The organism is Variovorax sp. EL159 (genome assembly GCF_900100965.1).
GTDB lineage: Bacteria > Pseudomonadota > Gammaproteobacteria > Burkholderiales > Burkholderiaceae_C > Variovorax.
In genome coordinates this window covers 1,032,778-1,056,409 of record NZ_FMUJ01000003.1, presented here as the reverse complement: position 1 = coordinate 1,056,409, position 23,632 = coordinate 1,032,778, and the positions used below count along the sequence as shown (strand labels likewise).

At 66.4% G+C, this 23,632-nt stretch carries 17 protein-coding genes; 8 read left to right on the top strand and 9 right to left on the bottom strand.

From position 1 onward, the window contains the following. From BLQ28_RS33005 to BLQ28_RS17025, 5 genes are all read left to right on the top strand, one after another. Positions 1-222 (top strand): major capsid protein (locus tag BLQ28_RS33005; protein WP_176801135.1); only part of this gene is annotated, 222 nt, incomplete at its 5' end. Positions 223-724: 502 nt separating this feature from the next. Beyond that, positions 725-1,795 carry a virulence factor TspB C-terminal domain-related protein gene (locus tag BLQ28_RS17040; RefSeq protein WP_143012502.1) on the top strand — a complete coding sequence of 357 codons (1,071 nt, stop codon included), beginning with the start codon at positions 725-727 and terminating at the stop codon, positions 1,793-1,795. A 1-nt stretch (position 1,796) separates the two neighbouring features. Then, complete coding sequence (locus BLQ28_RS17035) at positions 1,797-2,096, top strand: DUF2523 domain-containing protein (protein WP_093241565.1); 300 nt, start codon at positions 1,797-1,799, stop codon at positions 2,094-2,096. Next, the gene (locus tag BLQ28_RS17030) at positions 2,097-3,272 is read left to right on the top strand and encodes a zonular occludens toxin domain-containing protein (RefSeq protein ID WP_093241563.1); all 1,176 of its coding nucleotides are present in this window, start codon (positions 2,097-2,099) and stop codon (positions 3,270-3,272) included. A gap of 424 nt (positions 3,273-3,696) precedes the next feature. Then, positions 3,697-4,599 carry a rolling circle replication-associated protein gene (locus BLQ28_RS17025; protein WP_143012501.1) on the top strand — a complete coding sequence of 301 codons (903 nt, stop codon included), beginning with the start codon at positions 3,697-3,699 and terminating at the stop codon, positions 4,597-4,599. Here the strand turns inward: BLQ28_RS17025 and BLQ28_RS32655 are convergent. Further along, complete coding sequence (locus tag BLQ28_RS32655; RefSeq protein WP_143012500.1) at positions 4,585-4,875, bottom strand: hypothetical protein; 291 nt, start codon at positions 4,873-4,875, stop codon at positions 4,585-4,587. The genes BLQ28_RS17025 and BLQ28_RS32655 overlap by 15 nt on opposite strands. Positions 4,876-5,023: 148 nt before the next feature. On the opposite strand from BLQ28_RS32655, the gene BLQ28_RS17020 reads away from it, so the two are divergent. Then, positions 5,024-5,599, top strand: a complete 576-nt coding sequence (locus tag BLQ28_RS17020) for a recombinase family protein (RefSeq protein ID WP_093241558.1) — start codon at positions 5,024-5,026, stop codon at positions 5,597-5,599. Between the two features lie 344 nt (positions 5,600-5,943). On the opposite strand, the gene BLQ28_RS17015 is transcribed toward BLQ28_RS17020, so the two are convergent. Beyond that, a complete protein-coding gene (locus BLQ28_RS17015; RefSeq protein WP_256327329.1) occupies positions 5,944-7,746 on the bottom strand; it encodes a M24 family metallopeptidase in 1,803 nt (600 codons plus the stop codon). A gap of 62 nt (positions 7,747-7,808) precedes the next feature. Between BLQ28_RS17015 and BLQ28_RS17010 the strand changes: the two genes are divergently transcribed. Beyond that, positions 7,809-9,314, top strand: coding sequence for a MocR-like pyridoxine biosynthesis transcription factor PdxR (locus BLQ28_RS17010; RefSeq protein WP_093241553.1), 1,506 nt, complete (start codon positions 7,809-7,811; stop codon positions 9,312-9,314). A 51-nt stretch (positions 9,315-9,365) separates the two neighbouring features. Here BLQ28_RS17010 and BLQ28_RS17005 read toward each other — a convergent pair whose 3' ends face one another. The 7 genes from BLQ28_RS17005 to BLQ28_RS16975 all read right to left on the bottom strand — a co-directional run bounded on the left by BLQ28_RS17005 (position 9,366) and on the right by BLQ28_RS16975 (position 16,490). Then, a complete protein-coding gene (locus tag BLQ28_RS17005; protein ID WP_093241550.1) occupies positions 9,366-10,163 on the bottom strand; it encodes a COG4705 family protein in 798 nt (265 codons plus the stop codon). Beyond that, entirely contained in the window at positions 10,150-11,010 is an 861-nt protein-coding gene (locus BLQ28_RS17000; RefSeq protein ID WP_093241548.1) for a hypothetical protein, read from the bottom strand. The genes BLQ28_RS17005 and BLQ28_RS17000 overlap by 14 nt, the downstream gene beginning before the upstream one ends. Positions 11,011-11,048: 38 nt before the next feature. After that, entirely contained in the window at positions 11,049-12,410 is a 1,362-nt protein-coding gene (locus BLQ28_RS16995; RefSeq protein ID WP_093241546.1) for a sensor histidine kinase, read from the bottom strand. A 2-nt stretch (positions 12,411-12,412) separates the two neighbouring features. Next, positions 12,413-13,069, bottom strand: a complete 657-nt coding sequence (locus tag BLQ28_RS16990; RefSeq protein WP_093241544.1) for a response regulator — start codon at positions 13,067-13,069, stop codon at positions 12,413-12,415. Positions 13,070-13,084: 15 nt separating this feature from the next. Next, a complete protein-coding gene (locus BLQ28_RS16985; protein ID WP_176801134.1) occupies positions 13,085-13,675 on the bottom strand; it encodes an undecaprenyl-diphosphatase in 591 nt (196 codons plus the stop codon). A 39-nt stretch (positions 13,676-13,714) separates the two neighbouring features. Continuing rightward, entirely contained in the window at positions 13,715-15,664 is a 1,950-nt protein-coding gene (locus BLQ28_RS16980) for a sensor histidine kinase (RefSeq protein WP_093241804.1), read from the bottom strand. A 118-nt stretch (positions 15,665-15,782) separates the two neighbouring features. Then, positions 15,783-16,490 (bottom strand): response regulator transcription factor, encoded by a 708-nt coding sequence (locus tag BLQ28_RS16975; protein WP_093241540.1) that lies wholly within the window; start codon positions 16,488-16,490, stop codon positions 15,783-15,785. A 185-nt stretch (positions 16,491-16,675) separates the two neighbouring features. Here BLQ28_RS16975 and BLQ28_RS16970 point away from each other — a divergent pair, with 185 nt between their 5' ends. Then, on the top strand, positions 16,676-23,611 hold the full coding sequence (locus BLQ28_RS16970; protein WP_093241537.1) for a YDG domain-containing protein: 6,936 nt from the start codon (positions 16,676-16,678) through the stop codon (positions 23,609-23,611). The last annotated feature ends 21 nt before the right edge of the window (positions 23,612-23,632 follow it).

Sequence of the window (23,632 nt, the reverse complement as noted above, 5' to 3'; positions counted from 1 at the left end):
CGCCTGCAAGCGATCAACCTGAAGGGCGCTGTCCTCGGTCTCGGCCTCGTGGGCCTGACCGGTGGTGCATTCGCTGCCGGCGACGGCCAGCCGGACGCCACCACCATCGCTGCGGCCATCGCTGCTCTCGGCGTGCTGGTGGCAGTGGTGGGCAACGCCAAGCTGCTCATCGACGCAGCCATCAAGGGCTTCGGCTACATCCGTCGCGCCATCGGCGGCTGATGTTGCCTAGCGCAGCGGGGGGACGCCCCTGCTGCCCTTTTCAGAGCGTCCAGTCGGGCGCTGCGCAAAGGGTCCACGTCATGGGCATTTACTACCTCGTCGCTCTTCTCGGTGCCCTATGGCTCATCTTCAACGACTGATTGCGTCCCTGCTGTTCGTTGGCGCTGCGTTTTGTTCGGTGTCCGTGCATGCGTTGCTCCCCAACGTCCCCGGTTGGACGTGGGGTGGGCCGAACCCCACCGTCTATCCCGACCCGTTGTCCGCGTGTCAGGCTCGTCCAGTTTCTGGCAAGGACATCACGTCCGTTTCCGGGCCGCCGTCTACCGTCACCGGGTCTAACTCTGATGCGGATTGCGTTGACCGCACTGGAGCGAAGCGGTTTGTGGTGACCAAGGTAGGCGTTACGTGTCCTGCAAACAGCACAGCGTCCGGTTCTGGCTGTGCATGTGCCAGTGGGTATGTGGAGATGGGTGGTAACTCCTGCGTCCCTGACAACGGGTGCATGACGATGATGGGCATGACGCCCCCGAACGACGGCGCGTGTCAGGGTGGTGTGTGCCAGTATGGCTACAAGGTCAACGCCGGCGAACAAGCTACGGCGCAGCCCTACGGTCGGTTCTGCAATAAGAGTTGCACAGTGAAGGGTGGGCTCGATTGGTGCGGCCAGTATTCCAGCGGCGTGATGATCTCGGGCCGTGGTGTCTGTCAGATCTCGAACAGCTTCTATACGGGCGACAAGTGCAACGGCTCGGGCGAGGTCAGTGGCCCTTCGTCGCAGGGCACCGATGGTGGCGCGAACCCTGACCCGACGAAGGTCAAGGACGAGGCGAACCCTGTGCCGTCGCAGCTGCCTCCAGGCAAGTGTCCCGGGCAGGTGAACGGCGTCGACGTGGTGGTCAACTGCGGTTCTACGGCGGAAAACACGAAGAAGGAACAGAACGGCACGACCAAGAACCCGGACGGCTCTGTCACCAACAACACGACTAACAACACGACGACAACACAGACTACCTGCAATGGCAATGCATGCCAGAAGATCACTACGGTGACCAGCGGTGGTTCTGGCCCCAACGGGACTGGGCCGGGCTCGAAGACGGAGACCACTACACAGAACGGCACGAAGAGTGAGATGTGTGCGGGCAGTGCGGCGGCTGCTTGCAAGGGCGACGACAAGAAGCCCACTGGCTTTGGTGGTTCATGCGCTAGTGGCTACAAGGCCGTCAGTGAGGACGCGGTCATCAACGCGATGGCCGAAGAGACCTTCCGCCAGAACTGCAAGGTCAACCCGGACGATGGCGAAACCACGCTGGCGAAGACTGAGCGCGCCAAGACCGGCAATCAGACTGGCGACAACCCCAACAACGACAAGGTATCGATCAGCAGCGGTGCCATCGATACCTCCGATGCGCTCGGCGGCGCTGCCATGTGCATCGGCGACAAGACGATCAACGTGATGGGCCTGTCTCCGGTGACCATCCCGTTCTCCCGCTGGTGTGACGGCTTCCCGTTGCTCGGCAACCTCATGCTGGCATGCAGCTTCCTGCTGGCCGGCGTGATCATCTTGAGGCGCTGACATGCCCGCAATCCTTCTCGCTCTCGGCACGCTCTTGCTCCAGCTGGTCGGCTCGATGGCCGGCCGTGTGCTGGTCGCGCTTGGCATCGGCGTCGTCACGTACAGCGGCATCAACACCACCATCGGGTGGGCCAAGTCGCAGGCTATCAGCGCCATCCTCGGTCTCGGGCCCGAGGTCGTTGGCATGCTGACCATGCTCAAGGTCGGCCAGTCCATCAACATCGTCTTCTCCGCGATGCTGGCGAAGGCAGTCATCAACGGTGTCCAGGGCGACACGTTCAAGCGTTGGGTGCACAAGTAAATGCTCTACCTTCGAACTGGAGCCAATGGCTCGTGCAAGACGCTGTTCACGCTGGAAGACGTGCGCAAGATGCAGGTGGCAGAGGGGCGCGAGGTCTACTACGTCAAGGACCGTTTCAAGCCCAATGCCATCATCACCGAGGAGTTCGGCTGGGTCGGCATCGAGTTCAAGGAATGGCTCCAGCTGCCCAACAACGCGATCATCCTCGCCGACGAATGCCACAAGGACCTGCCCAAGCGCGCACCGTCAGCGCCTGTGCCGGAGCATGTTCAGATGCTGGCCGAGCATCGTGCGCGGGGCTTCGACTTCTTCCTGCTGACGCAGCACCCCATGAACATCGATGAGTTCGTGCGGCGGCTCATCGGTGCGCCCGGCTATCACCAGCACTACAAGCGCATCTTCGGCGGCACGAAGTCCACGCGCATTCTCCAGTGGGATTCCGTCAACCCGGAGTGCGAGAAAGACGGCTCGGGAAAGAATGCGCAGGGCAGCACGCGGTCACATCCGGAGCATGTCTACAGCTGGTACGAGAGTGCATCGCTGCACACGGCCAAGGTGCGCATTCCGAAGCAGGTGTTCATCGTCGCTGGGTGCGTCATCGTGGTGCCGCTGATGCTGTACTACGCCTACGACAAGCTGCGTCCGAAGGAGCCGGCGAAGGTCTCGCAGACTGGTGACGCGGCAAGCTCGGGCTCGTTCGGCATGGGCACGAACTCGAATGCCTCGGAGCGCAAGCCGATGACACAGGCCGAATACATCGCGTCATATCAGCCACGCATTGCGGGCCTGATGCACACGGCGCCGGCCTACGACAAGTTGACCGAGCCAAAGCGTGTGCCAGTGCCGGCCGCCTGCGTCGAAATGAAGTCGGTCGGCTGCAAGTGCTACACGCAGGACGCCACGCCATACCCGGTGGATCTGGCAATGTGCCGTCAGCTGGTGGCGCAAGGCGCCTTCCTCGCGTTCCAAGCTGAGGGCGAGCGGAAGATGATCGAGCCGGCACCAGCACCCCGCCAAGCCACGGAAACGGCTGTTGCGGCGCCTCCAGCCGCGATCTTGATCGAGGGTGGCCCTAAGTCCCCCGGTGCGCCTACGGCCCTTGCAGCCGCTGCGCCGCCCGCGCAGCCTCGCGTGCAACCCGGCTCCAAGTGGTCGTTTCAGCCGGGCGGCCAGTGATCTACGCCTACGAGGATCTGCCGGCACGCGGGATGCTGCTTACGTGCCCCTGCGTCAGCGCTCGCGCTACTGCAAAGCAAACCCGCCGTAGCCCTTGTGGCGAAGGCGTCTCGTCTCTGGTGCTGGGTGGTTTACATGCCCCTGCCTGCTCTCTGGCCGGCCAAGCAAACGCCCGCGGCTGCGGGCTCCTGTCGGTGGTGTGTGGCCGCGGTTGCGATTTGGCACGCGCTGTAGCGGTCGAAGGGCCGAGGTACGAGGACCGAGGCCGCGCGCAGCGCGGCCTTAATTTATTACTAAGTCACTTCACGACGAATGCCTACGCTGCCTTCGTTGTGACCCCCGGCCCGTCGGGCCAAAAGAAAGACCCGGCGCAGCCTGCCAGCCGCCCGGGTCGTGATCACTGCCTTATCTTTGGGAAACAGCGATGCAACGGATTGTGGACGGGATTGCCTACGAAGGCAAAACCCTTGACGACTGCTTCGACGTCAGGGTGTGGGAATGCAACGGTCACCGGGAGATCTCTGCCCGGCCGGTGGTCGAGTGGACCGAGCTCGGTCCCGCTCCTGACTGGTCGCATCTGGCCGACGATGCAAAGCGCGCGGAATGGGCTGCGGCCGACGAAGCTGAGCGCAAAGAAAAGAACGCTCTGCGCAATGCTCGACGCGCAAAGACCATGTGCCGGCGCTTCATCAAGGCCAATGGCTTCAATGAGCTCGCAACGTTGACGTACCGCGAGAACCAAACGGACGAGCGCAGGGCCAAGGAAGACGCTAGGCGCTGGTTTCGGCGCATGGGCGACCTGATCCCCGGCTTCGGCTATTGCGCGGGCTACGAGCCTCAGAAGCGCGGCGCGTGGCATGTCCATGCAGCGATCCACCGGCTACCGGCTCACGTCGATGTGAAGAAGCGCATGCCCAACGGCGATTGGAAGACGTTCAAGGTCGAAGGCTGGCGGCTCGGCACGATGGTGTGGCGGGCCATCGTTGGCAAGGACAACGGGATGTGTTTCATCGGCGGCAAGGGCCCAGGTGCAAAGAAGGCACGCAACAGCTTGGCCAAGATGGCGGCGTACGTCGCGAAGTACATCACCAAGCACTACGAGATGGTGCCCGAAGGCAAGCAGCGCTACAGCCATTCGCAGGGGGTCGCCGTGCCTGATTCGGTGGTCGAGCGGCTGGTGCGCATGTCGTTGCGCGATCTCATCTCGATGTGCTTTTGGTGCGAGGACGGCGAGCGCGTTGTTGACCACCGAATCGGGCGGTTCAAGGACAGCTATTACCTCTGCACTGAGGCCGAGCCGCCGGGGCTATGGTCACTTGCAGTGTGACGTGTCGATGCGTTCCGACGGAGTGCCCGTTGCTGCTTTGGCAGACTTTGCTAGTGCAGCCGACTGGCATTCGCCGATGCGTTTTTGCGTCTCAACAGACATGGTGTAGTCGCGGCGCATGAAGAAGGCTCCAACATCATTTTTTGTGCAGGAACTCTCTTGCCATCGCACGGTGCCATCGGCGGCTTCGCATCTGTATAGAAAGCTCGCCAGGGGGGCGGCGGCGTCGCACATGGATGCGCAGCTTGCTAGGGCGAGGAGGATGGCGTGCTTCATTTTGTTGCCAAATGTAATGGACGACGAAACGATAGCACGCTCGGTCTGGCTGAGCTGGTGCGGGGGTGGCGAGTGTCAGCGTGCTCGTATGCCGCGATGTGCGGCCCAATGAATCACGCCGTTTTGCGTCTTACGTTGGGAGGGGAGCATGCTTGTTGGGTATGCGCGGGTGTCGACTCGCGAGCAGGAAACGCACCTGCAAATAGATGCGCTGGCGGCAGCCGGAGCTGAGGTTATTTTTCAGGAAAAAACGTCAAGCGTTGGTCAGCGTGTCGAGTTGAGGCGTTGTTTGCAGTCGCTGCGCCCAGGCGACGTGTTCATGATTTACAAGCTTGATCGGGTAGCGCGATCGTTGCCTGATCTGCTGTCCATCCTTGAGGAAATTCGGCTTGCTGGCGCGTTGGTGAAAAGTCTCACCGAGCCGCTGGATACCACCACTGCGATGGGCTCGTTTGTGATTCAAATTCTTGGCGCTGTTGCCCAGTTGGAGAGAGGCATCATCCGCGAGCGTTCAATCGCGGGTCAGCGTGCGGCTCGGGATCGCGGTGTGTTGGTCGGGAGGGGGCGGGCGCTCTCGTCAGAGGATGAGGCCGAAGTCGTCCGGTTGTACGCTGCTGGTGAACATACGATGCACGCTCTTGCCGTGATGTTCGAGGTCTCTGATTCCGTTGTGAAGCGTGCGGTGTATCGAGCCAAGAAACCCGGACATTCCAGTTTGAAGTAGGTTCGAAACCTTCCGGTTCCGCCAATACAGGTTTTGGACTAGTCCAGAACCTTCCCAGAAAAGCCCCGTAAATCATTGATTTACGGGGCTTTTTCTTTGGGCCGGGCTGACCAGGCTTCTGGCCCTTCGAGGTGGCCCAGCACAGCAGAAAAAAAGCCCGCGCGATGGCGGGCTGAAGGACCCGTACTTGCATAGGGTCGGAGGGAGGAGCTCGCTGCATGGAGAGAACAGCGAGCGGGGCCATCTTGGCGCTCGAAATAGGAGACTTCTGGGAGAGCGCGTGAGATCGCCGGCTTCAAGGCAAGACGCGCGGCAGGCCCACGAATCCCACATGCGCCAGCGTGTCAGGCGCCAACCCCATCCGCCGTCCGAAGCAGCACATCCTCGAAGAATGCCCCGATGGGCCGGGTCAGATCCCGCACCTGGATCTCCAGCACCCAGATCCCGTCGCCCGGCACGAAGTCGGCCTCGGCCAGCCGGTGCTTGCCGTAGAGCGCATGCGGAAAGTCGGAGACCCGGTGCCCCGCGGTCTCGCGCACGAGCGAACAGCCATGGCCGTGTGCCAGCCCGTCCGCGAAGTCGTAGAGCGCGCTGCCGCTCAGGCCTTGCTTCCATGCCTGCTGGGTCTGTTCGAAGATGTCGCGCGCGGCCTGGCTGCAGCGCTGGTGGTCGGGGTCGGGGTCGGCACCCATCACGAAGGTGTCGCCGTAGTCGCCCTCGTAGCCGTCCCAGACGGGGCCCAGGTCGATGGTGAACACATCGTCGGCACGCAGCTTCCGGTGACGGTCCACCTGCTGGCGGGACGTGCATTGCGTATCGGGTCCGAAGCGCACATAGGTCGGGTGCCAGTTGTACGCCGCGCCCATTGTCCGCAGGTGCCTGTCGGCGACGGCGATGGCTTCGCCGGTCGTGATGCCGGGTGCCATCAGGGCGGCGATCTGCGCCAACGCTTCCATCGAGCGCCTGCGCGCGTTGAGGATGCCGTCGAACGAAAAGGCGGTGCCGACCTTCTCCCAGGGATGCCGCACGATGTACGGTGCGGCGCCACTCTGCGCATGAGCGGCCGGCAGAAATGCTTCGGACAGGAACCGCTCTCCAGGCAAGCCTGCAGCCTTCAGCCGGTCACGGGTATCCCGAATCATGGCCGGGTTGCCGCATGCATGGACAAGGGCATGCGCCCAGTCGTGGCCAGCCGCAAGCGCCGCATCCTGTATGCGCCGTGGGCTGGCGGCCGAGCGAGCTTCAGAGCCCGCGAAGGCTGCTGACGACAACACAGCCGTCCAACAAAAGCCCTCATGCGCAGCCGCCAGTTCGTCGAGCCACTCGGCCGCATAGCAGTCATCGGCGCTGGCGCAGCCCCAGTAAAGAGTGACCGTGCGGAACGTGCCGCTCTTCAACGCCGTCTGCAGGATGGCGCTCACGCCCGCGAAGCCAGTGCCGGTCGCCAGCAACACCAAGTGATCGATGGGTTCGCAGGGCTCTTGCCACACGCATGCGCCATAAGGCCCGTCGAGTTCGAGCAGGTCACCGGGCCGCAGTTCCGGAAGCTGGATGTCGGTGAACGCCCCGCCCGGAATCCTCCGCACATGAAACTCCAGCTGGTTCGCGTCGCCGGTTTCCGCCGGCAGGTTCGCGATGGAGAAACTGCGGCGCGCATCGTCGTCCAGCACCAGTTGCGCGTGCTGCCCGGGCATGCATTGAAAGAGTTCGGCGCTCTGTATTTCCACCCGCAGCCGCGTGACGGTGGGTGCCACCGCATCGAGCGAAACGATCTTCGCAGCGTAACGGGCGGCCGGGCGCGCCGGCGTTCGCCAATGCGAAAAGTGCAGGCGCAGGTCGGTCGTGGCGCGGCATTGGCACATCAGCAGTTCACCGTCTGCCACCTGGTAGGCGGCTTCGGATGGCGGCGCGATTTGCTCGAAGCTGCCTTCGAGCACCTGTGCGCGGCACGAGCCGCATTCGCCGCGCTTGCACGAGAACGGCACCGCGACCCCTTCGGCCAATGCCGAATCGAGAATGCTGCCCGCATTGCCCAGAGGAAAGCGCGGGCCGTCCGGCGCGACGGTGCAGAAGTGAACAGGTGAATTCGTCATGCGTGGGAAATGTTCTGCGTTGAACCACGGCGGAGGCCGCAGCTTGAAAACCAAGGTCTTCAAGAAACAGAACTTACCTAGAATGCGGCCTTGTCCATAGAGCCATATCACGCAATATGACCAGGCCACTTTCTCGCGCCTCGCAATTGCGCCGAACGCAGTCGAGCCTCGACCTCGCGGCGGAGCCGATTCAAGGCGGCGAGCTGAAGCAAGCCTGGATCTACCGCCAGATCCGCGCCCGCATCCTCGAAGGCGTGCTGGCCAAGGGCGCGCGGCTGCCTTCAACGCGGCACCTGGCAGAGCGCTGGCAGGTGTCGCGCGCCACGGTCGACCTGGCATACGACCAGCTGCGCAGCGAAGGCTATCTGGTCAGCACGGCAGGCTCGGGCACCCATGTCGCGGCGAAGGTGCCCGACCAGTTCTTCGATGCCGGTGCGCGTGCGGGCGATTCACCCCGGCCGCAGGCGAAGCCGCCGCGGCGCGGCATCTCCGGCGTCGATGTGGCGCAACTCGTCGCCAGCGTGCCTGACGTGCCGTTCCTGGCCCGGGTGGCCGACCCCTCGCTCTTTCCACTGGACCGCTGGCGCAAGGAGCTGCAGATCGGCGCACGCCGCGTGACGGCCGAGCAACTGAGCGACAGCGAACCCCTCGGCCTCCACGCCCTGCGGGTGCAGATCGCGCGCTATCTGGGCGTGGCGCGCGGCATCTCTTGCGACGCGGAGCAGGTCGTCGTGCTGTCCGGCATCCGCCAGGGGCTGGACCTGTGCGCGCGGCTCCTGCTCTCGCCCCAAGACCGGGTCATGGTGGAAGACCCCGGCTATCTGCATGCGGCCCCGATATTCAGCCGGCACGCACGCGAGGTCATTCATGTGCCCATCGACGCGCAGGGTTTTTCAGTGGCGCATGCACGCCGCCGCGCTGGCGTGCGGCTCGCGCACGTCACGCCGGCACACCAGGCGCCCACCGGCATCACGATGCCGGTCTCGCGCCGGCTGGCGTTGCTCTCATGGGCCGAGGAGGCCGACTGTTGGTTGATCGAAGACGACTACGACAGCGAGTTCAGCTACGACAGCGCACCGCTGCCCGCGCTGAAGAGTCTGGACGCGGCCGATCGCGTCATTCATTGCGGCAGCTTCAACAAGACGATGTTTGCCGCGCTGCGCATCGGCTATGCCGTGTTGCCCGAAAAACTGGTGTCCGAGTTTCGCAAGGCACGACACGTCACCGGTCGGTCCACCGGCGTGATCGAGCAACTGGCGCTGGCGAACTTTCTCGAGAGCGGTGCGTTTGCCCGGCACGTGCGCCGCTCGCGCCCGGTCTATGCGCAGCGCCGCGACACGGTGTTGCAGGCCCTGCGCGATGCGCTGGGCCCGGGGCGGCTGCACGTCAGTGGCGAGCAATCGGGTTTCCACTTCGTGTGGTGGCTGCCGCCGGAAATCGATCTGGCTGCATTCCAGCGCAATGCCACGGCGCGCGGCCTGCGCTTCCAGGCCATTTCAGACTTCTGCAAGCGTGCCGTGCTTCCCCCCGGATTGGTGATCGGTTATGCGGCGCTCGAAGACAAGGCGTTGCTCCGCCACGTTGAAGAACTGCGCCAGTTGATTCCTCGAATCAGCGGATGACCAGGCGGCGCGAGGATGCGTCGGCGCATACCTCTCGCATCGGATGCGTACTCAACGCGGCGGCGATCCGTTGCGCCGTTCGGCGCGTTGCGGGATCACCAGAACGCAGCCGAGGATGAACGCGCCCAGCGCGGCCGATGCTGTGTAGCGGCTCAACGCCAGCCCACCGCTGCTCAGTGGCTTGTCGAGCAGATCGCCGACGGTCGCACCGAGCGGCCGCGTAAGGATGAATGCGAGCCAGAACAGCACCGTGTGCGAGGCCTTCGTCCACCAGTACACGGCCACCACGAGCGCGAGCCCCGCGGCAAAGAGGAGCGCGCCGCCTTCGTACCCCAGGCCCAGGCCGCCCGCGCTGTCGGCCATCCAGTCGCCGAGCGCGGTGCCCAGGGTTTGCGAAAACAGGATCGTCGTCCAGTAGAAGATCTCGGCCTTGCGCGAGGAGATGTCCGACACCGAGACCGATCCCATCGTGCGGTGCCACAGGGCCAGGGTGCCCAGCAGCAGGGCCAGCAGGATCGCCGAGCCTCCCAGGTAGCCGATGCCCAGCGAGCGGTCGAGCAGATCGGCCAGCGTCGTTCCCACGGTGGTGGTCGCGATGATCACCGCCCAGAAGAGAAAGGGATGGAACTTGCGCACCGAGATCTGAGCCGCCACCGCGAGCAGGAACAACGTGGCAAAGATGGCGGTGCCGGCGAGGTAGCCGAGGTTCATCGACATCGTGACTGCGTCGCCACCGGTTTCGCCGAGCGTCGTTGCCGCGATCTTGATGACCCAGAACCAGAAGGTGACCTCGGCGATCTTGCCCACGCCGGTGTGGGGCTGCGCCTGCGCGTGCTCAGTGGTGCTCATCGGCGGCCTTGAGTGCGAGGTAGGTTCCCCGGTCGATTTCGTGCAGCTGCTTCGGGTACTTTTCGGTGGCCGTGTACCACGCGTTCCTTCGCGACAGGGCGTCCTTTCCGCCAAGGTAGGCATCTACCGCGAGAAAGTAGCGCATGGCGTTGCGCTCGACCAGCCCGTGGATTCCGCCGATGTACTCCGGCTGCCCCTCCGCCTTCTGCCCGACCTCGGTGAAGCCGACCTTCGAGCGGCCGAAGGTGGCAAGGTAGGCCTCCATGGCGGCGCGGGTCAGGAAGTTCTCGTCGTACGCGTACGAGAAGTGCAGAAAGCTGTGCGCCGCGTCGGCGGGTACGGCCTCGAATGCGATCTGGTAGTTGCCGGTGCCCAGCGGGCCGGCCTGCGCGCCGAGCCGCACCTCCAAGTGCTGCGGCGACGCATCGATGGTGTGGAAGTCGAAGTCCAGGCGGAAGGCGCTGTCGACCGGCTTGTCATACCTGCGCACCACGCTCAGCGCGATCACGGGGCCCGCGGCGCCTTTCGAGACGGTGCAATCGCGGTTGTTGATGTGCAGCAGCATGGCGTGGCACCAGGCCTCGGGCGTGCTCAGGGCCGAGCTGATCGACGAGACCGGATGGTCGACGATGGCGTACACGTCGCCCTTGAGCCCGTTCGCGGTGTCGCTTGCGTTCAGTATCAACGGGCGCTTGAAGACCGACCTGTCGAGCAGGCCGTGCAGCAGGACGAGTTTTCCGCTCAGCTCGTCGGCCCCCGACGCCTGCGCGGCAGAGGCGCAGAACGCCATCACGACGGCAAGGGCGACGCCGGCCGCACGGCGCTGGAATGAGTGCAACGAGAACATGTGGCGGCCAGTGTGGAATGCCGCGACTTAAGGAACACTTAATGGCCTGATGCCCTCGCGGCCGCTGCAAATTGCACACGCACTTCGAGCCCGCGCCGGTCGGGGCCTTCATGCAATGACACCGTCGCGCCGTGCCGTTCGGCAATCGACTTGACGATGGCCAGCCCTAGGCCGCTGCCGGCCGGATCGCCTTCGCGCACGTGCGGGCCCTCGCCGCGAAAGAAGCGATCGAACGCGCGTGCGCGCTCCGCCTGCGGAATGCCGGGGCCGTTGTCGGTCACGCGCAGAACGGGCGCGCCGTCGACGAGGGCCGTGGCCACATCGACCTTGCTGCCGGCGGGCGAGTAGTGCAGTGCATTGCGCACGAGGTTGTTCAGCAGCACCTGCAGTTCATGCGGGTCTGCCAGCACCGAGGCCTTGGACGCGGCGGCAGCGCCCAGGTCGATCTGCCTGCGCGAAGCGGCGGCCGCGTGCGCCGACACCGTGTCGCGCACCAGTTGATCGAGGTCCACAGGCTGCAGGCTGTTGTCGTCGCTGCCGGGCTCGGCGCGCGAGAGCGCGAGCAGTTGCTCGACCATGCGTTGCAACCGGTCGATGCCTTCGCGCGCATCGTGGAACGCCGCCGCGCGGGCGGGGGCATCGTGCGTGTGCTCCAGCAGGCCGATCTGCAGGCGCAAGGCGGTCACGGGCGAGCGCAGTTCGTGCGCCGCGTCGGCAACGAACTGCTGCTGCACCGCGAATGCAGCGGCCAGCCGGTCCATCAGGCCATTGAATGCGCCGACCAGTGGCTGCAGTTCGCGCGGCATCTCGGCGCCGTCGATCGGCTCCAGCGTGAGTGCATTGCGCTGCGCGATCTGCGTCGTCGCCTCATGCAGGGGAGAGAGGCCACGGCGCAGCGCCAGCACCAGCAGGCCCGCGATCATCAGCGCCAGAAGGAGCAGGGGAAACAGCAGCTTGGAGGCGGCCTCCACCGCCATTTCCTGCCGGGCCGCGGTGCGCTGCGCGGCGAGCACGACGAAGTCGCCTTCGATCACGGTGCAGGTGCGCCACTCCACGCCGTCGAGGGTCGTGCGGCGGGCGCCCGCAGCCGTGGGAAACGGGAACGCGAAGGCGCTGTCGGGCACGGTGACGGGTTGGCCGTCGCGGCGCCATACGCGCGTGATCAGGTCCGATTGGTCGGGTGCACGCGCACGTGGCTGCGTGGCCTGGGAAATCGTCGGAAAAGACTGCCCCTCGGCGTGATAGCGCCCGACCGCCGAGGCGACTTCGCGCAGGTTGTCGTCCAGCACCTCGTTCATTTCGTCGAGCACGAAGACATACGCCACGAGCACCAGCACGATCGAGCCGAACGCCAGGGCGCCGAGCGTCCATTGCAGCAGTCCGCGTCGCAGCGAGCGCAAGATCAGTCCACAACGCGGTAGCCGACACCGCGAACATTGACGATGACGGCGGCACCGAGCTTCTTGCGCAGGTAGTGCAGGTGCACCTCGACGGCATTGCTGCCGATCTCTTCGCCCCAGCCGTAGAGCGATTCCTCCAGCTTCTCGCGCGAGAGCACCACGCCGGGCCGCTGCATCAGCGTCTCGAGCAGGGCGAATTCGCGTGCCGACAGCGCCACGGGCTGGCCGCCTTGTGTGACGGTCTTGCGTAGCGGGTCGAGCAGCAGGTCGCCTGCCGCCAGCAGCGAAGAGCCCCTGCCGGCATGCCGTCGCAGCAGAGCGTGCACGCGTGCCACCAGTTCGTCCATGTCGAAGGGCTTGACGAGGTAGTCGTCGGCGCCTGCGTTGAGCCCGGCGATGCGGGCCGAGACGGCATCGCGCGCTGTCGCGATCAGCACCGGTAGGTGGTTGCCGCCGCGCCGCATGCTGTCGAGCAGCGCCATGCCGTCCTTGGTGGGCAGGCCCAGGTCGAGGATGGCCAGGTCGTACACGCCGTTGCGCAGGGCCAGCTCGGCGGCGGGGCCGTCGTGCGCCCAGTCGACGGTAAAGCCCGCGTTGAGCAAGCCCTGGCGAACGGCCTTGCCGATCATGGGATCGTCTTCGACGAGCAGCAGACGCATGGATGGACGGAGCCTTCAGTCGCGGTGCAGGAAGCGGAGCGCGGCGCGCTCGCAGGCATCGTAGCGCTTCAGCAGCGCCACCATCCACTTTCCGAGCCGCTCGCGCAGGCCCCATGCGGCAGCCGCGCCGAGCGCCGCCACCGGCAGCGCGGCGGCCACGTCGAAGGGAAAGTGCACCCCCAGGTAGACGCGGGACCAGCCGACCAGCAGGCCGAGGGTGAGCAGCGGAAACATCAGCCACGACCCGCGCGCGGAGGCCAGCGTGGCCAGCGCGACCGCCCATATCAGCGTGACGTGATCGCTGGGCAGGCCCGGGTCGTCGACATGCGCCAGGTACTGGTGGCCCATGTGCAAGGCGAACGGCCGTGGCGAGGGCCATGCCAGGCCCACGAGCTGCGCGAGGCCGAGTGCGATGAATACGGACAGCGCCACATGCAGCAGGTCGAGCCGGGTGCGCTGGCCACCGCGCAGCCAGAGCACGCCGCCGACGAGCGGAAGGGCGACGATCAGCCATTGCGCGACGAAGCGCGCGAACGCCAGCGTCAGCGGCGCCGGTTGCGTGCCTGCGTTGAAGAGTTCGAAAAGGTGTGCGTTGCTCAGGACCATGGGGTCGGGCATCGTCGATGGCCGACCCTTAAGTGCGCCTTAAGCCCTTGCGCGCGTGCCGGCGTTGGCTGACTGCATGGATGACTGCACGGCCGGCGCCACCTTGCCCGCACGCTCCAGCGGCAACCACAGCATGAACCGCGTTCCGCTCGCACGCGATTCCCATGTCACCGTGCCCTTGATCGCCTGCGCCCGGCGCAACTGGTTCTGCAGGCCGCGGCCCGAGGCGGATGCATTGCCCAGCGCCTTGTCGACATCGAAACCCTGGCCGTTGTCTTCGATGGTCACCTGCACGCCCGATGCCGACAGCGCGGTGCCCACGCGGATCTCGGTGGCGCGCGTGTGGCGCAGGATGTTGGCGATGCTCTCCTGCACGATGCGAAGAATGTGCAGTGCGCTGGACGGGTCGAGCCACGGCAGGTCGGGCAGTTCCTGCACCTCCCATTGCAGCGACACGCCCGTGCCTTCGAGCCGTGGCTCCAGCCGGTAGCGCAAGGTGGCGAGCAGCAGCAGCAGATCGGCCTCGACGGGCTCCAGCGAATCGAGCGTGAGCTTCAGGTCGTCCAGGCAGCTCTTGAGAATCTGCGAGACCTTGGTGTCGCTCATGCCGCCACCTTCCACCGAGCGGATGGCGCTGATCAGCGACGAGCCGAGTCCGTCGTGCATGTCCTGCATGAGGCGCTGGCGTTCGTCGCTGATGGTCTGGCGGCGTTCCACCTCGCGCAGCCGCCGGTGGCTGTCTTCGAGTTCGGCTTCGCGCTTCTGCAGGCGCTCGGCCAGGCTGGCATTGAGGTCTTCCACCTCGGCGATGGCATCGACATAGCGCCGGTACATCAGCGCGCCGAACACGCTGAACGCCACCGCGCTGGTGTAGGCGCCCAGGTACCAGGATTCAGGGCTGATGAAGTTGTTCTGCAGCAGCCAGTCGGTCACGCCGAGCAGCGTGCACACGCCGATGCCGGCCGCGACCAGCCGGCCTTCGTTGGAGCGGCGCCAGGCGCTGATGCCGCCCACCAGGCAAACGGCGGCGCCCATCAGCGCGGCAACGGAGTAGATGAGCGGCGTGACCTGCGGCGTGTTCCGCAGGATGGCGAGGTTGGGCATCGTCAGCACCGCGATGGTGGCCGTGATGCCCACCACGCCATAGGTCAGCCATTTGAGTGGCCGGCCATGCAACTGGCGCAGGAAGAAGTGCACCACCATCACCAGCCAGAACAGCGCGTTGACGGTCAGCCAGGCAAACCAGTCGTTGGCGACCGGCAGGCCCACGTAGAAATGCAGGCCCCGCAGGAAGGACGTGGCGGCGAGATTGAAGAACAGCAGGTAGCCCATTTCATGCTGCCGCTTGAACCACACGAACAGCGCGAACACGCCCACGGCCATGAAGGCCGCGCCGAGCATCGCGGGCAGCTCCTGCTGGAGCCATTCGCGCAGGCGGTAGCTGCTTCGCAGTGCTTCGGGAGGGCCCAGCCACAGGGAAGACAGCGCCACCTGCGCGCTCTGGGTGTGCTCCAGGCGAAGCAGGATTTCTTTCAGCGGCGTGCCGTCGGCGTTCTTCTCCAGAATCACCCACAGCGGGGTGCGGGTGCTGTTCCACAGCGGGCCCTGTTGCTGCGCGCGGTGCACGAGGTGGCCGTTGGCGTAGACCGCAATGGTGCCGTCCGTCTTGACCCGCACGCCGTACAGCGCCAGAGGCCCCGAGGTGGGCGGCAGGTCGCGCGCGGACAGTCTGATCCACGTGATGCGGGTGGCACCGGTGGAGGCGCCGTCCTTGGCCTGGCGCAGCAGCGCGATGGGCAGCGCCAGCGGCAGTTCCACATGCGCCCATGTGTCCGGCAGGGCCGTGCTGTCTTGTGTGAGCGGTGGTGCGCTGAAGCCCGATGCGTCTTCGACCTGCCAATCGGCCTGCGTCATGTGCAGCAGCGCCTCGGGATGGCGCTCGCCACCGGCTCCGCCGAACAGGGCGCCCATGGCGGCCAGCAGAGCCATGGAAAACACAAGCACCACGATGGCGAGAAAGGGCGCGGGGCGATGGTTCAAGGGACGTTGGGAAGGGCGCGTTCGGAGTTGACGCACCGCATGTGTAACTTATTTTGTCGCGATGTTACTAATCGGCGAGTATTCCCTGGGTCCTTGCTTCGTAGATCGCTTCTGCCTTGGACGTGACTTTCAGCTTGGTGTAGATGCGCCGCACGAAGGTCCGCACCGTGAAGTGGGACAACTGCATGAGCTTGGCGATCTCGTGCGCGGTGAAGCCCTTGGTGATGAGGTCGAGCACTTCTTTCTCGCGGGCCGACAGCGGTGCCGAATCGCTGCCCGCAGGCGCCGCCTGTGAACTGGTGGCGGTGCCGCTGCCCGACACGCCTTGCCGGAAACGCTCCAGCACCTGCCGCGCGATGAGCGGGCTGATCGGGCTGCCGCCGCTGGCAAGGCTGCGGATTTCGTCGACGGTCTTGGTGGGGGAGCTGTCTTTCAGCAGGTAACCGGCGGCGCCGGCCTCGATCGACTGCATCACGTGCATCTCGTCGCCGAAATTGGTGCTGACCATGATGCTGCAGCTGGGCCATTGCTGCGCCGCGGCCCGGATGATGTCGATGCCCGAGCCGTCCGGCAGGCCCAGGTCGACCAGCAGCACATCGGCCGGCGGTCCCTGGAGCATGGCCAGCCCAGCGGCGCGCGTGCTGGCGATGCCTGCCAGGTGCATGTCGGGCGCGTCCCGCACGACCTTGCTCAGCGCATCGCTGAAGCAGGGGTCGTCCTCGACGATGACGACGTGGATGGGGGGCTGGTCCTGTTCGGTGCGCGCGCGTTGCATCGGGGCGCCATTTTGCGACGGATTCAAGAGGGAGGCCGTAGCGCATTCGTTCTACGGACAACTGCTGCCGTCGCTCATAGCATCCCGCCGCAGCCATGGAGCCGACGCCGGCCGTGCGCACGACATTGCTGCGCAGCGCCTCGGGCGCCCCCATTTCCATCTTTCAGTTTCGTTGAGGTCCTGCCTTGAACCACGCCTATCGCCTTGTCTGGAATCATGCGGCCCGTCGCTGCGTTCCCGCGCCCGAAACGGCCAGGGGGCGCGGCAAATCGGCAGGGCGGGGCGCTGTCGTCGTGGCCTTCTGTGCGGCCGTGTCGGGGGCGTGGGCTGCACCCAGCGGCGGCAGCGTCAGCGCGGGCAGCGGGAGCATCACGCAGAACGGCAGCACGACCACCATCGTCCAGGGCAGCCAGAACCTGTCGATCAACTGGGCCCGCTTCGGCATTGCGGCGGGCGAGAGCGTCAATTTCATCCAGCCGGGCAGCAGCGCGATTGCGCTGAACCGCGTCACCGGCACGGAGGCTTCGGCCATCCACGGCAGCCTCACAGCCAACGGGCAGGTGTGGATACTGAACCCCAATGGCGTGCTGTTCGGCAACGGCGCCAGCGTCAATGTCGGCGGGCTCGTGGCCTCGACGCTGTCGTTGAGCGATGCCGACTTCATGGCCGGCAAGCGCAGCTTCTCGGGTGACGGTACGCAGGGCACCGTGGTCAACCAGGGCCACCTGACCGGCGGCTACGTGGCGTTGCTGGGCAAGCAGGTGCGCAACGCCGGCACCATCACCACCGCCAACGGTACTGCCGCACTGGCCGCCGGCGACAGGGTGTCGCTGGACTTCAGCGGTAACCGCCTGCTGTCGGTGCAGGTGGACGAAGGCACGCTGAACGCGCTGGCCGAGAACAAGGGGTTGATCCGCGCCGACAACGGCACGGTGATCCTGAGCGCCAGCGCCAAGAATGCGCTGCTGGACACGGTGGTCAACAACGAGGGCGTGATCGAGGCGAAGGGCATCGACAGCAGCGGCGGCACCATCCTGCTGCTGGGCGGCATGAATGGCGGCACGGTCAAGGTGGCGGGCAGTCTCGACGCATCCGCCGCGGGCAGCCGCAACGGCGGCTTCGTCGACACCAGCGGCGCCCACGTGCAGGTGGCCGAGGGCGCCAGGGTCAGCACGCGGTCGGACAGCGGCAAGACGGGCACCTGGCTGATCGATCCGACTGACTTCACCATCAGCGCGGGCAGCAACACCGGCACGGCCAGCGGCATCGGCGCCGCCACGCTGGCGAGCAACCTCGCCAACAACAGCGTGACGCTGCGCACCAGCAACGGCGCGGGCAGCGACCCGGGCGACATCAACGTCAACGCGGCGGTGAGCTGGAGCGCCAACACGGTGCTCACGCTGGAGGCCTGGCGAAACATCAACGTCAACGCGCCCATCACCGCCACCGGCGCCACCGCTGGCCTGGTGCTGAACTTCGGCAACTACGCCAACACCGGGAGCGTCGCGAGCGGCACCGACTACCAGCTCGCCGCGCCGGTCACGCTCAGCGGCGCCAACGCGTCGCTGGTCATCAACGGCAATGGGTACCGGCTGATCCACAGCATGGCCGACCTGCTGACCATCAACAGCCAGGGCCTGGGCGGGCGCTATGCGCTGGCGCAGGACCTGGACGCGGCCGGCACGACCTACGGCGATGCGCTGGTGGCGTCGGGCGGCAACGCGTTCGGCGGGACCTTCGCGGGGCTGTACCACACCATCTCCAACCTGAAGATCGTTTCGACGAACGGGGCCGTGGGGCTGTTCGGCACCACGGGTGGCGGCGCGATGGTTCGCGACATCGGCCTGGCGGGCGGCAGCCTGAGCGCGGGCGGCACCATCGGCGGGCTGGTCGGGCGCAATGGCGGCAGCATCTTCAACGCCTACAACACCGGCACCGTCAGCGGGGGCGCCGATGGGGTGGGTGGACTGGTCGGCGAGAACAGCGGCAGCGGCAGCATCCGCAATGCCTACGCCACGGGCCAGGTGAGCGGCAGCGCGCGGTACGTTGGCGGACTGGTTGGGCGCAGCTACGGCGCGATCGACAGCGCCTATGCCACAGGCGACGTGAGCGGCGACCGCGGCATCGGCGGGCTGGCCGGCGGTGGCGACGGGCACATCGACAACGCCTACGCCACGGGCGCGGTGAGCGGCAACAACTACATCGGCGGGCTGGTCGGCATCACCACAGGCGGCGCCAGCCTCAGCAACGTGCGCGCGGGCGGCCAGGTGACCGGCACCGCCAGCTTCATCGGCGGGCTGGTGGGGCAGAGCGCCGGTGCGATCAACAACGCCTATGCCACGGGCTTCGTGACAGGCACTGGCAGCAGCGGCAACCACGTGGGCGGGCTGGTAGGCCAGAACTCCGGCAGCGGGTCTGTGCGCAACGCCTATGCCACGGGCAATGTGCGTGCGGCGGGCCACTCGTACGTCGGCGGGCTGGTCGGCTCCAGCCTTGGCACGATCGACAGCGTCTATGCCAAGGGCAACGTCGAGGGCCAGCAACGGGTGGGCGGACTGGTGGGGCAGAACCAGGGGGCCAGCCTCTCCAACGCCTATGCAACGGGCACCGTGACGGGCACTTCCTACGCGATCGGTGGCCTGGTCGGCACGAACACCAGCGGCGGCACCATCACCAGCGCCTTCGCCACCGGCAACGTGAGCGGCCAAGGAGCGAGCGTCGGCGGGCTGGTGGGTGAAAACACGAGCGGCACGATCGACACCGCCTATGCCACGGGCAGCGTGAGCGGCGGAGGCGACGGTACCGGCGGGCTGGTCGGGCAGAACCAGGGCAGTGTCAACAATGCCTACGCCAGCGGCCAGGTCAACGGCCCCTCCGCGACGGGTGGCCTGGTGGGCTGGAACCTGGGGGGAAGCACCAGCAACAGCTACTGGAACACCGAGACCACCGGGCAGGGCGGCAGCGGTGGCGGCGGCACCGGGCTGACCAGCGCGCAGATGATGCAGGCCAGCAGCTTCGCCGGCTGGAACATGGCAACCACAGGCGGCAGCTCGGCGGTCTGGCGCATCTACCAAGGCAGCACCGCGCCGATGCTGCGCGCGTTCATGACCGGGCTGACGGTGAGCGCCGACAGCGCCACCAAGACCTACGACGGAACCACCGCCTTCGGCAGCGGCAGCGGCTATGCGACCAGCGACCCCGGCGCGAATCGCGGCCTCATCCTCGGCACGGTGGCCTACGGCAACAGCAGCAGCAAGAACGTGGGCAGCTACAGCATCGGCATCGGCGGGCTGTACTCGTCGCAACTGGGCTACGACCTGAGCTTTGCCGCCGGTACGGCCACCATCACCGCCGCCACGCTGACGGTGAACGGCACGACGGCGAGCAACAAGACCTACGACGGCACCACGGCCGCGACCGTCGGCGGCGGCAGCCTGGGCGGGCTGGTCGCTGGCGACAACGTCACGCTGAGCCAGAGCGGCACGTTCAGCGACAAGAACGCGGGCACGGGCAAGTTGGTGAATGTGGCCAACAGCCTCTCCGGCAGCGACGCCGGCAACTACATCGTGGTGGCGGGCCTTACGCCCACCACGGCCGACATCCGCGCCGCCACGTTGACGGTGAACGGCACGACGGCCGCCAACAAGACCTACGACGGCACCACCGGTGCCGTGCTCAGCGGCGGCAGCCTCGGTGGCCTGATCGGTGGCGACATCGTCACGCTGAGCCAGAGCGGCAGCTTCAGTGACAAGAACGCGGGCACGGGCAAGACGGTGACCTACGCCAGCAGCATCGCGGGCGGCGATGCGGGCAACTACGTGCTGGCATCCGGCAGCGGCACGACCACCGCCAACATCGGCGCGGCGACCTTGACGGTGAACGGCACGACGGCCGCCAACAAGACCTACGACGGCACCACCGGCGCCGTGCTCGGTGGCGGCACTCTGGGCGGTCTGATTGCCGGCGACACCGTCACGCTGAGCCAGAGCGGCAGCTTCAGCGACAAGAACGCCGGCACGGGCAAGACGGTGAGCTACGCCAGCAGCATCGCAGGCAGCGATGCCGGCAACTACGTGCTGGCGTCGAACAGCGGCACGACCACGGCCGACATTGCCCGCGCCGCGTTGAGCGTCAGCGGGACCACGGCCGCCAACAAGACCTATGACGGAACGACCGCTGCCACGCTCAGCGGCGGCACCTTGGGCGGCGTGATCGGTGGCGACATCGTCACGCTCAGCCAGAGCGGTGTCTTCGGCAACAAAAACGCCGGTACCGGCAAGACAGTGACCATCGCCAACAGCCTCGGCGGCAGCGACAGCGGCAACTATTTCGTGGTGGCGGGCAGCACCACCGCGGACATCGGTGCGGCGACCTTGACCGTCAGCGGCACCACGGCAGCCAACAAGACCTACGACGGCACCACGGGCGCCGCGCTGAGCGGGGGCGCGTTGGGTGGCGTGATCGCCGGCGATACCGTGCTGCTCAACCAAAGCGGCAGCTTCAGCGACAAGAACGCGGGCACCGGCAAGACGGTGAACTACACCAGCAGCCTGTCGGGCGGCGATGCCGGCAACTACGTGCTGGCGTCGAGCAATGGAACGACCACGGCCGACATCGCCCGCGCCATGCTGTCAGTCAACGGCACCACCGCCGCCAACAAGACCTACGACGGCACGACGGTGACCACGCTGAACGGCGCAAGCCTCGGTGGGCTCATCGCAGGCGATACCGTCGTGCTCAGCCAGAGCGGCAGTTTCGGTGACAAGAACGCCGGCACGGGCAAGACGGTGAGCTACGCCAGCAGCATCACGGGCAGCGACGCCGGCAACTACCTGCTGGCGTCGAGCAGTGGAACCACCACCGCCGACATTGCGCGCGCCACGTTGTCGGTCAACGGCACCGCGGCGCTCAACAAGATCTACGACGGCACGACGGCCGCGACGTTGAGCGGCGGAGCCTTGGGTGGCGTGGTCGCCGGCGACGCCGTCACGCTGAGCCAGAGCGGCACGTTCGGCGACAAGAGCGCCGGCACGGGCAAGACGGTCAACTACGCCAGCAGCATCACGGGCAGCGACGCAGGCAACTACGTGCTGGCGTCGAACAGCGGCACGACCACCGCGGACATTGCCCGCGCTACGCTGTCCGTCAACGGAACGACGGCTGCCAACAAGATCTACGACGGCACGACCACCGCCACGCTGAGCGGCGGTGCGCTGGGCGGCGTGGTCGCCGGCGACACCGTGGTGCTCGGCCAGAGCGGCACGTTCAGCGACAAGAACGCAGGCACGAGCAAGACCGTGAGCTACGCCAGCAGCATCACGGGCGGCGATGCCGGCAACTACGTGCTGGCATCGAGCAGCGGTACGACCACCGCGAACATCGGCGCGGCGACCTTGACGGTGACTGGCACGACGGCCGCCAACAAGACCTACGACGGCAACACGTCCGCCACGCTCAGCGGTGCAAGCCTGGGTGGCCTGATCGCCGGCGACAGCGTGGTGCTCGGCCAGAGCGGCACGTTCAGCGACAAGAACGCGGGCACGGGCAAGACCGTCAGCTACGCCAGCAGCCTCTCGGGCGGTGACGCCGGCAACTACGTACTGGCATCGAGCAGCGGCACGACCACGGCCGACATCGCCCGCGCCACGTTGTCCGTCAACGGTACCACCGCCGCCAACAAGACCTATGACGGCACCACGAATGCCACGCTCAACGGTGGCGCGTTGGGTGGCGTGATCGCCGGCGACACCGTCACGCTGAGCCAGAGCGGCAGCTTCGGCGACAAGAACGCCGGCACGGGCAAGGTGGTGAACTACGCCAGCAGCATCGCAGGCAGCGACGCCGGCAACTACGCGCTGGCGTCGGGCAGCGGCACGACCACGGCCGACATTGCGGCAGCCATGCTGATCGTCAGTGGCACGACCGCTGCCAACAAGGTCTACGACGGCACCACCGGCGCCACGCTGAGCGGTGGGGCATTGGGTGGCGTGATCGCTGGCGACACCGTCACGCTCAGCCAGAGCGGCAGCTTCGGCGACAAGAACGCTGGCACCGGCAAGACGGTGAGCTACGCCAGCAGCCTGTCGGGCGTGGATGCCGGCAACTACGTGCTCGCGTCGGGCAGCGGAACGACGACGGCCGATATCGCGCGCGTGACCTTGTCCGTCAATGGCACGACCGCGGCCAACAAGACCTACGACGGCACTACTGCCACCACGCTGAGCGGCGGCACGCTGAACGGCCTGATCGCCGGCGACAACGTGATGCTGAGCCAGAGCGGCGCATTCGGCGACAAGAACGCCGCGACGGGCAAGACCGTCAGCTACGCCAGCAGCATCACCGGCGGTGACGCCGGCAACTACGTGCTGGCATCGAGCAGCGGCACGACCACGGCCGACATCGCGGCGGCCACGCTCACCGTCAGCGGCACGGTTGCCGCCAACAAGACCTACGACGGCTCCACCACGGCCACGCTCAACGGTGGCGCGTTGAATGGCCTCATCGCGGGCGACAGCGTGGTGCTGCAGCAGAGCGGCGCGTTCGGCGACAAGAACGCCGGCACAGGCAAGGCGGTCCACTACGCGAGCAGCCTGTCGGGCAGCGACGCAGGCAACTACGTGCTGGCATCGAACAGCGGCACGACCACCGCCGACATCGGCCGCGCCGCGTTGACCGTGACGGCCAACGACGACAGCAAGACCGCCGACGGCCGCGCCTACAGCGGTGGCAACGGCGTGCGCTACAGCGGCTTCGTGGTCGGCGAGAACAGCGGCGTGCTGACCGGAAGCCTGGTCTATGGCGGCACCGCGCAGGGCGCAACGGGCGCGGGCAGCTACGGCATTGCCGTCAGCGGGCTCGGCGCGGACAACTACGCCCTGAGCTTCGCGGACGGCACGCTGCTCGTGCGTGCCGCGCCCGTTGTGCCTGTCGCGCCGGCCGTGCCTGTCATGCCGGTCACAACGACCGATCCGTTGCTGCGCGTGGTCCAGCAGCGCTTGCAGGCCGACCCACCGGGTTCGGTGTTCGAGCCACCGGAGCGCGCCGCGCCGAACAGCCAGACGGCGGTGTTGAACGTGCAGGACTGCGGCCTGCGACTGGCTCCGGGCCAGACCTGCAATTGATGCCCCTTTCACGAGACACGC

Bases quoted from the DNA above. Each gene is read 5' to 3' on its own strand.
- BLQ28_RS17035 (WP_093241565.1), top strand. From the start codon at position 1,797: ATGCCCGCAATCCTTCTCGCTCTCGGCACGCTCTTGCTCCAGCTGGTC.
- BLQ28_RS16990 (WP_093241544.1), bottom strand. From the start codon at position 13,069: ATGCGTCTGCTGCTCGTCGAAGACGATCCCATGATCGGCAAGGCCGTT.
- BLQ28_RS17010 (WP_093241553.1), top strand. From the start codon at position 7,809: ATGACCAGGCCACTTTCTCGCGCCTCGCAATTGCGCCGAACGCAGTCG.
- BLQ28_RS17030 (WP_093241563.1), top strand. From the start codon at position 2,097: ATGCTCTACCTTCGAACTGGAGCCAATGGCTCGTGCAAGACGCTGTTC.
- BLQ28_RS17040 (WP_143012502.1), top strand. From the start codon at position 725: ATGACGATGATGGGCATGACGCCCCCGAACGACGGCGCGTGTCAGGGT.
- BLQ28_RS16975 (WP_093241540.1), bottom strand. From the start codon at position 16,490: ATGCAACGCGCGCGCACCGAACAGGACCAGCCCCCCATCCACGTCGTC.
- BLQ28_RS17025 (WP_143012501.1), top strand. From the start codon at position 3,697: ATGCAACGGATTGTGGACGGGATTGCCTACGAAGGCAAAACCCTTGAC.
- BLQ28_RS16985 (WP_176801134.1), bottom strand. From the start codon at position 13,675: ATGGTCCTGAGCAACGCACACCTTTTCGAACTCTTCAACGCAGGCACG.
- BLQ28_RS17000 (WP_093241548.1), bottom strand. From the start codon at position 11,010: ATGTTCTCGTTGCACTCATTCCAGCGCCGTGCGGCCGGCGTCGCCCTT.
- BLQ28_RS32655 (WP_143012500.1), bottom strand. From the start codon at position 4,875: ATGAAGCACGCCATCCTCCTCGCCCTAGCAAGCTGCGCATCCATGTGC.
- BLQ28_RS17020 (WP_093241558.1), top strand. From the start codon at position 5,024: ATGCTTGTTGGGTATGCGCGGGTGTCGACTCGCGAGCAGGAAACGCAC.
- BLQ28_RS16980 (WP_093241804.1), bottom strand. From the start codon at position 15,664: ATGGCTCTGCTGGCCGCCATGGGCGCCCTGTTCGGCGGAGCCGGTGGC.
- BLQ28_RS17005 (WP_093241550.1), bottom strand. From the start codon at position 10,163: ATGAGCACCACTGAGCACGCGCAGGCGCAGCCCCACACCGGCGTGGGC.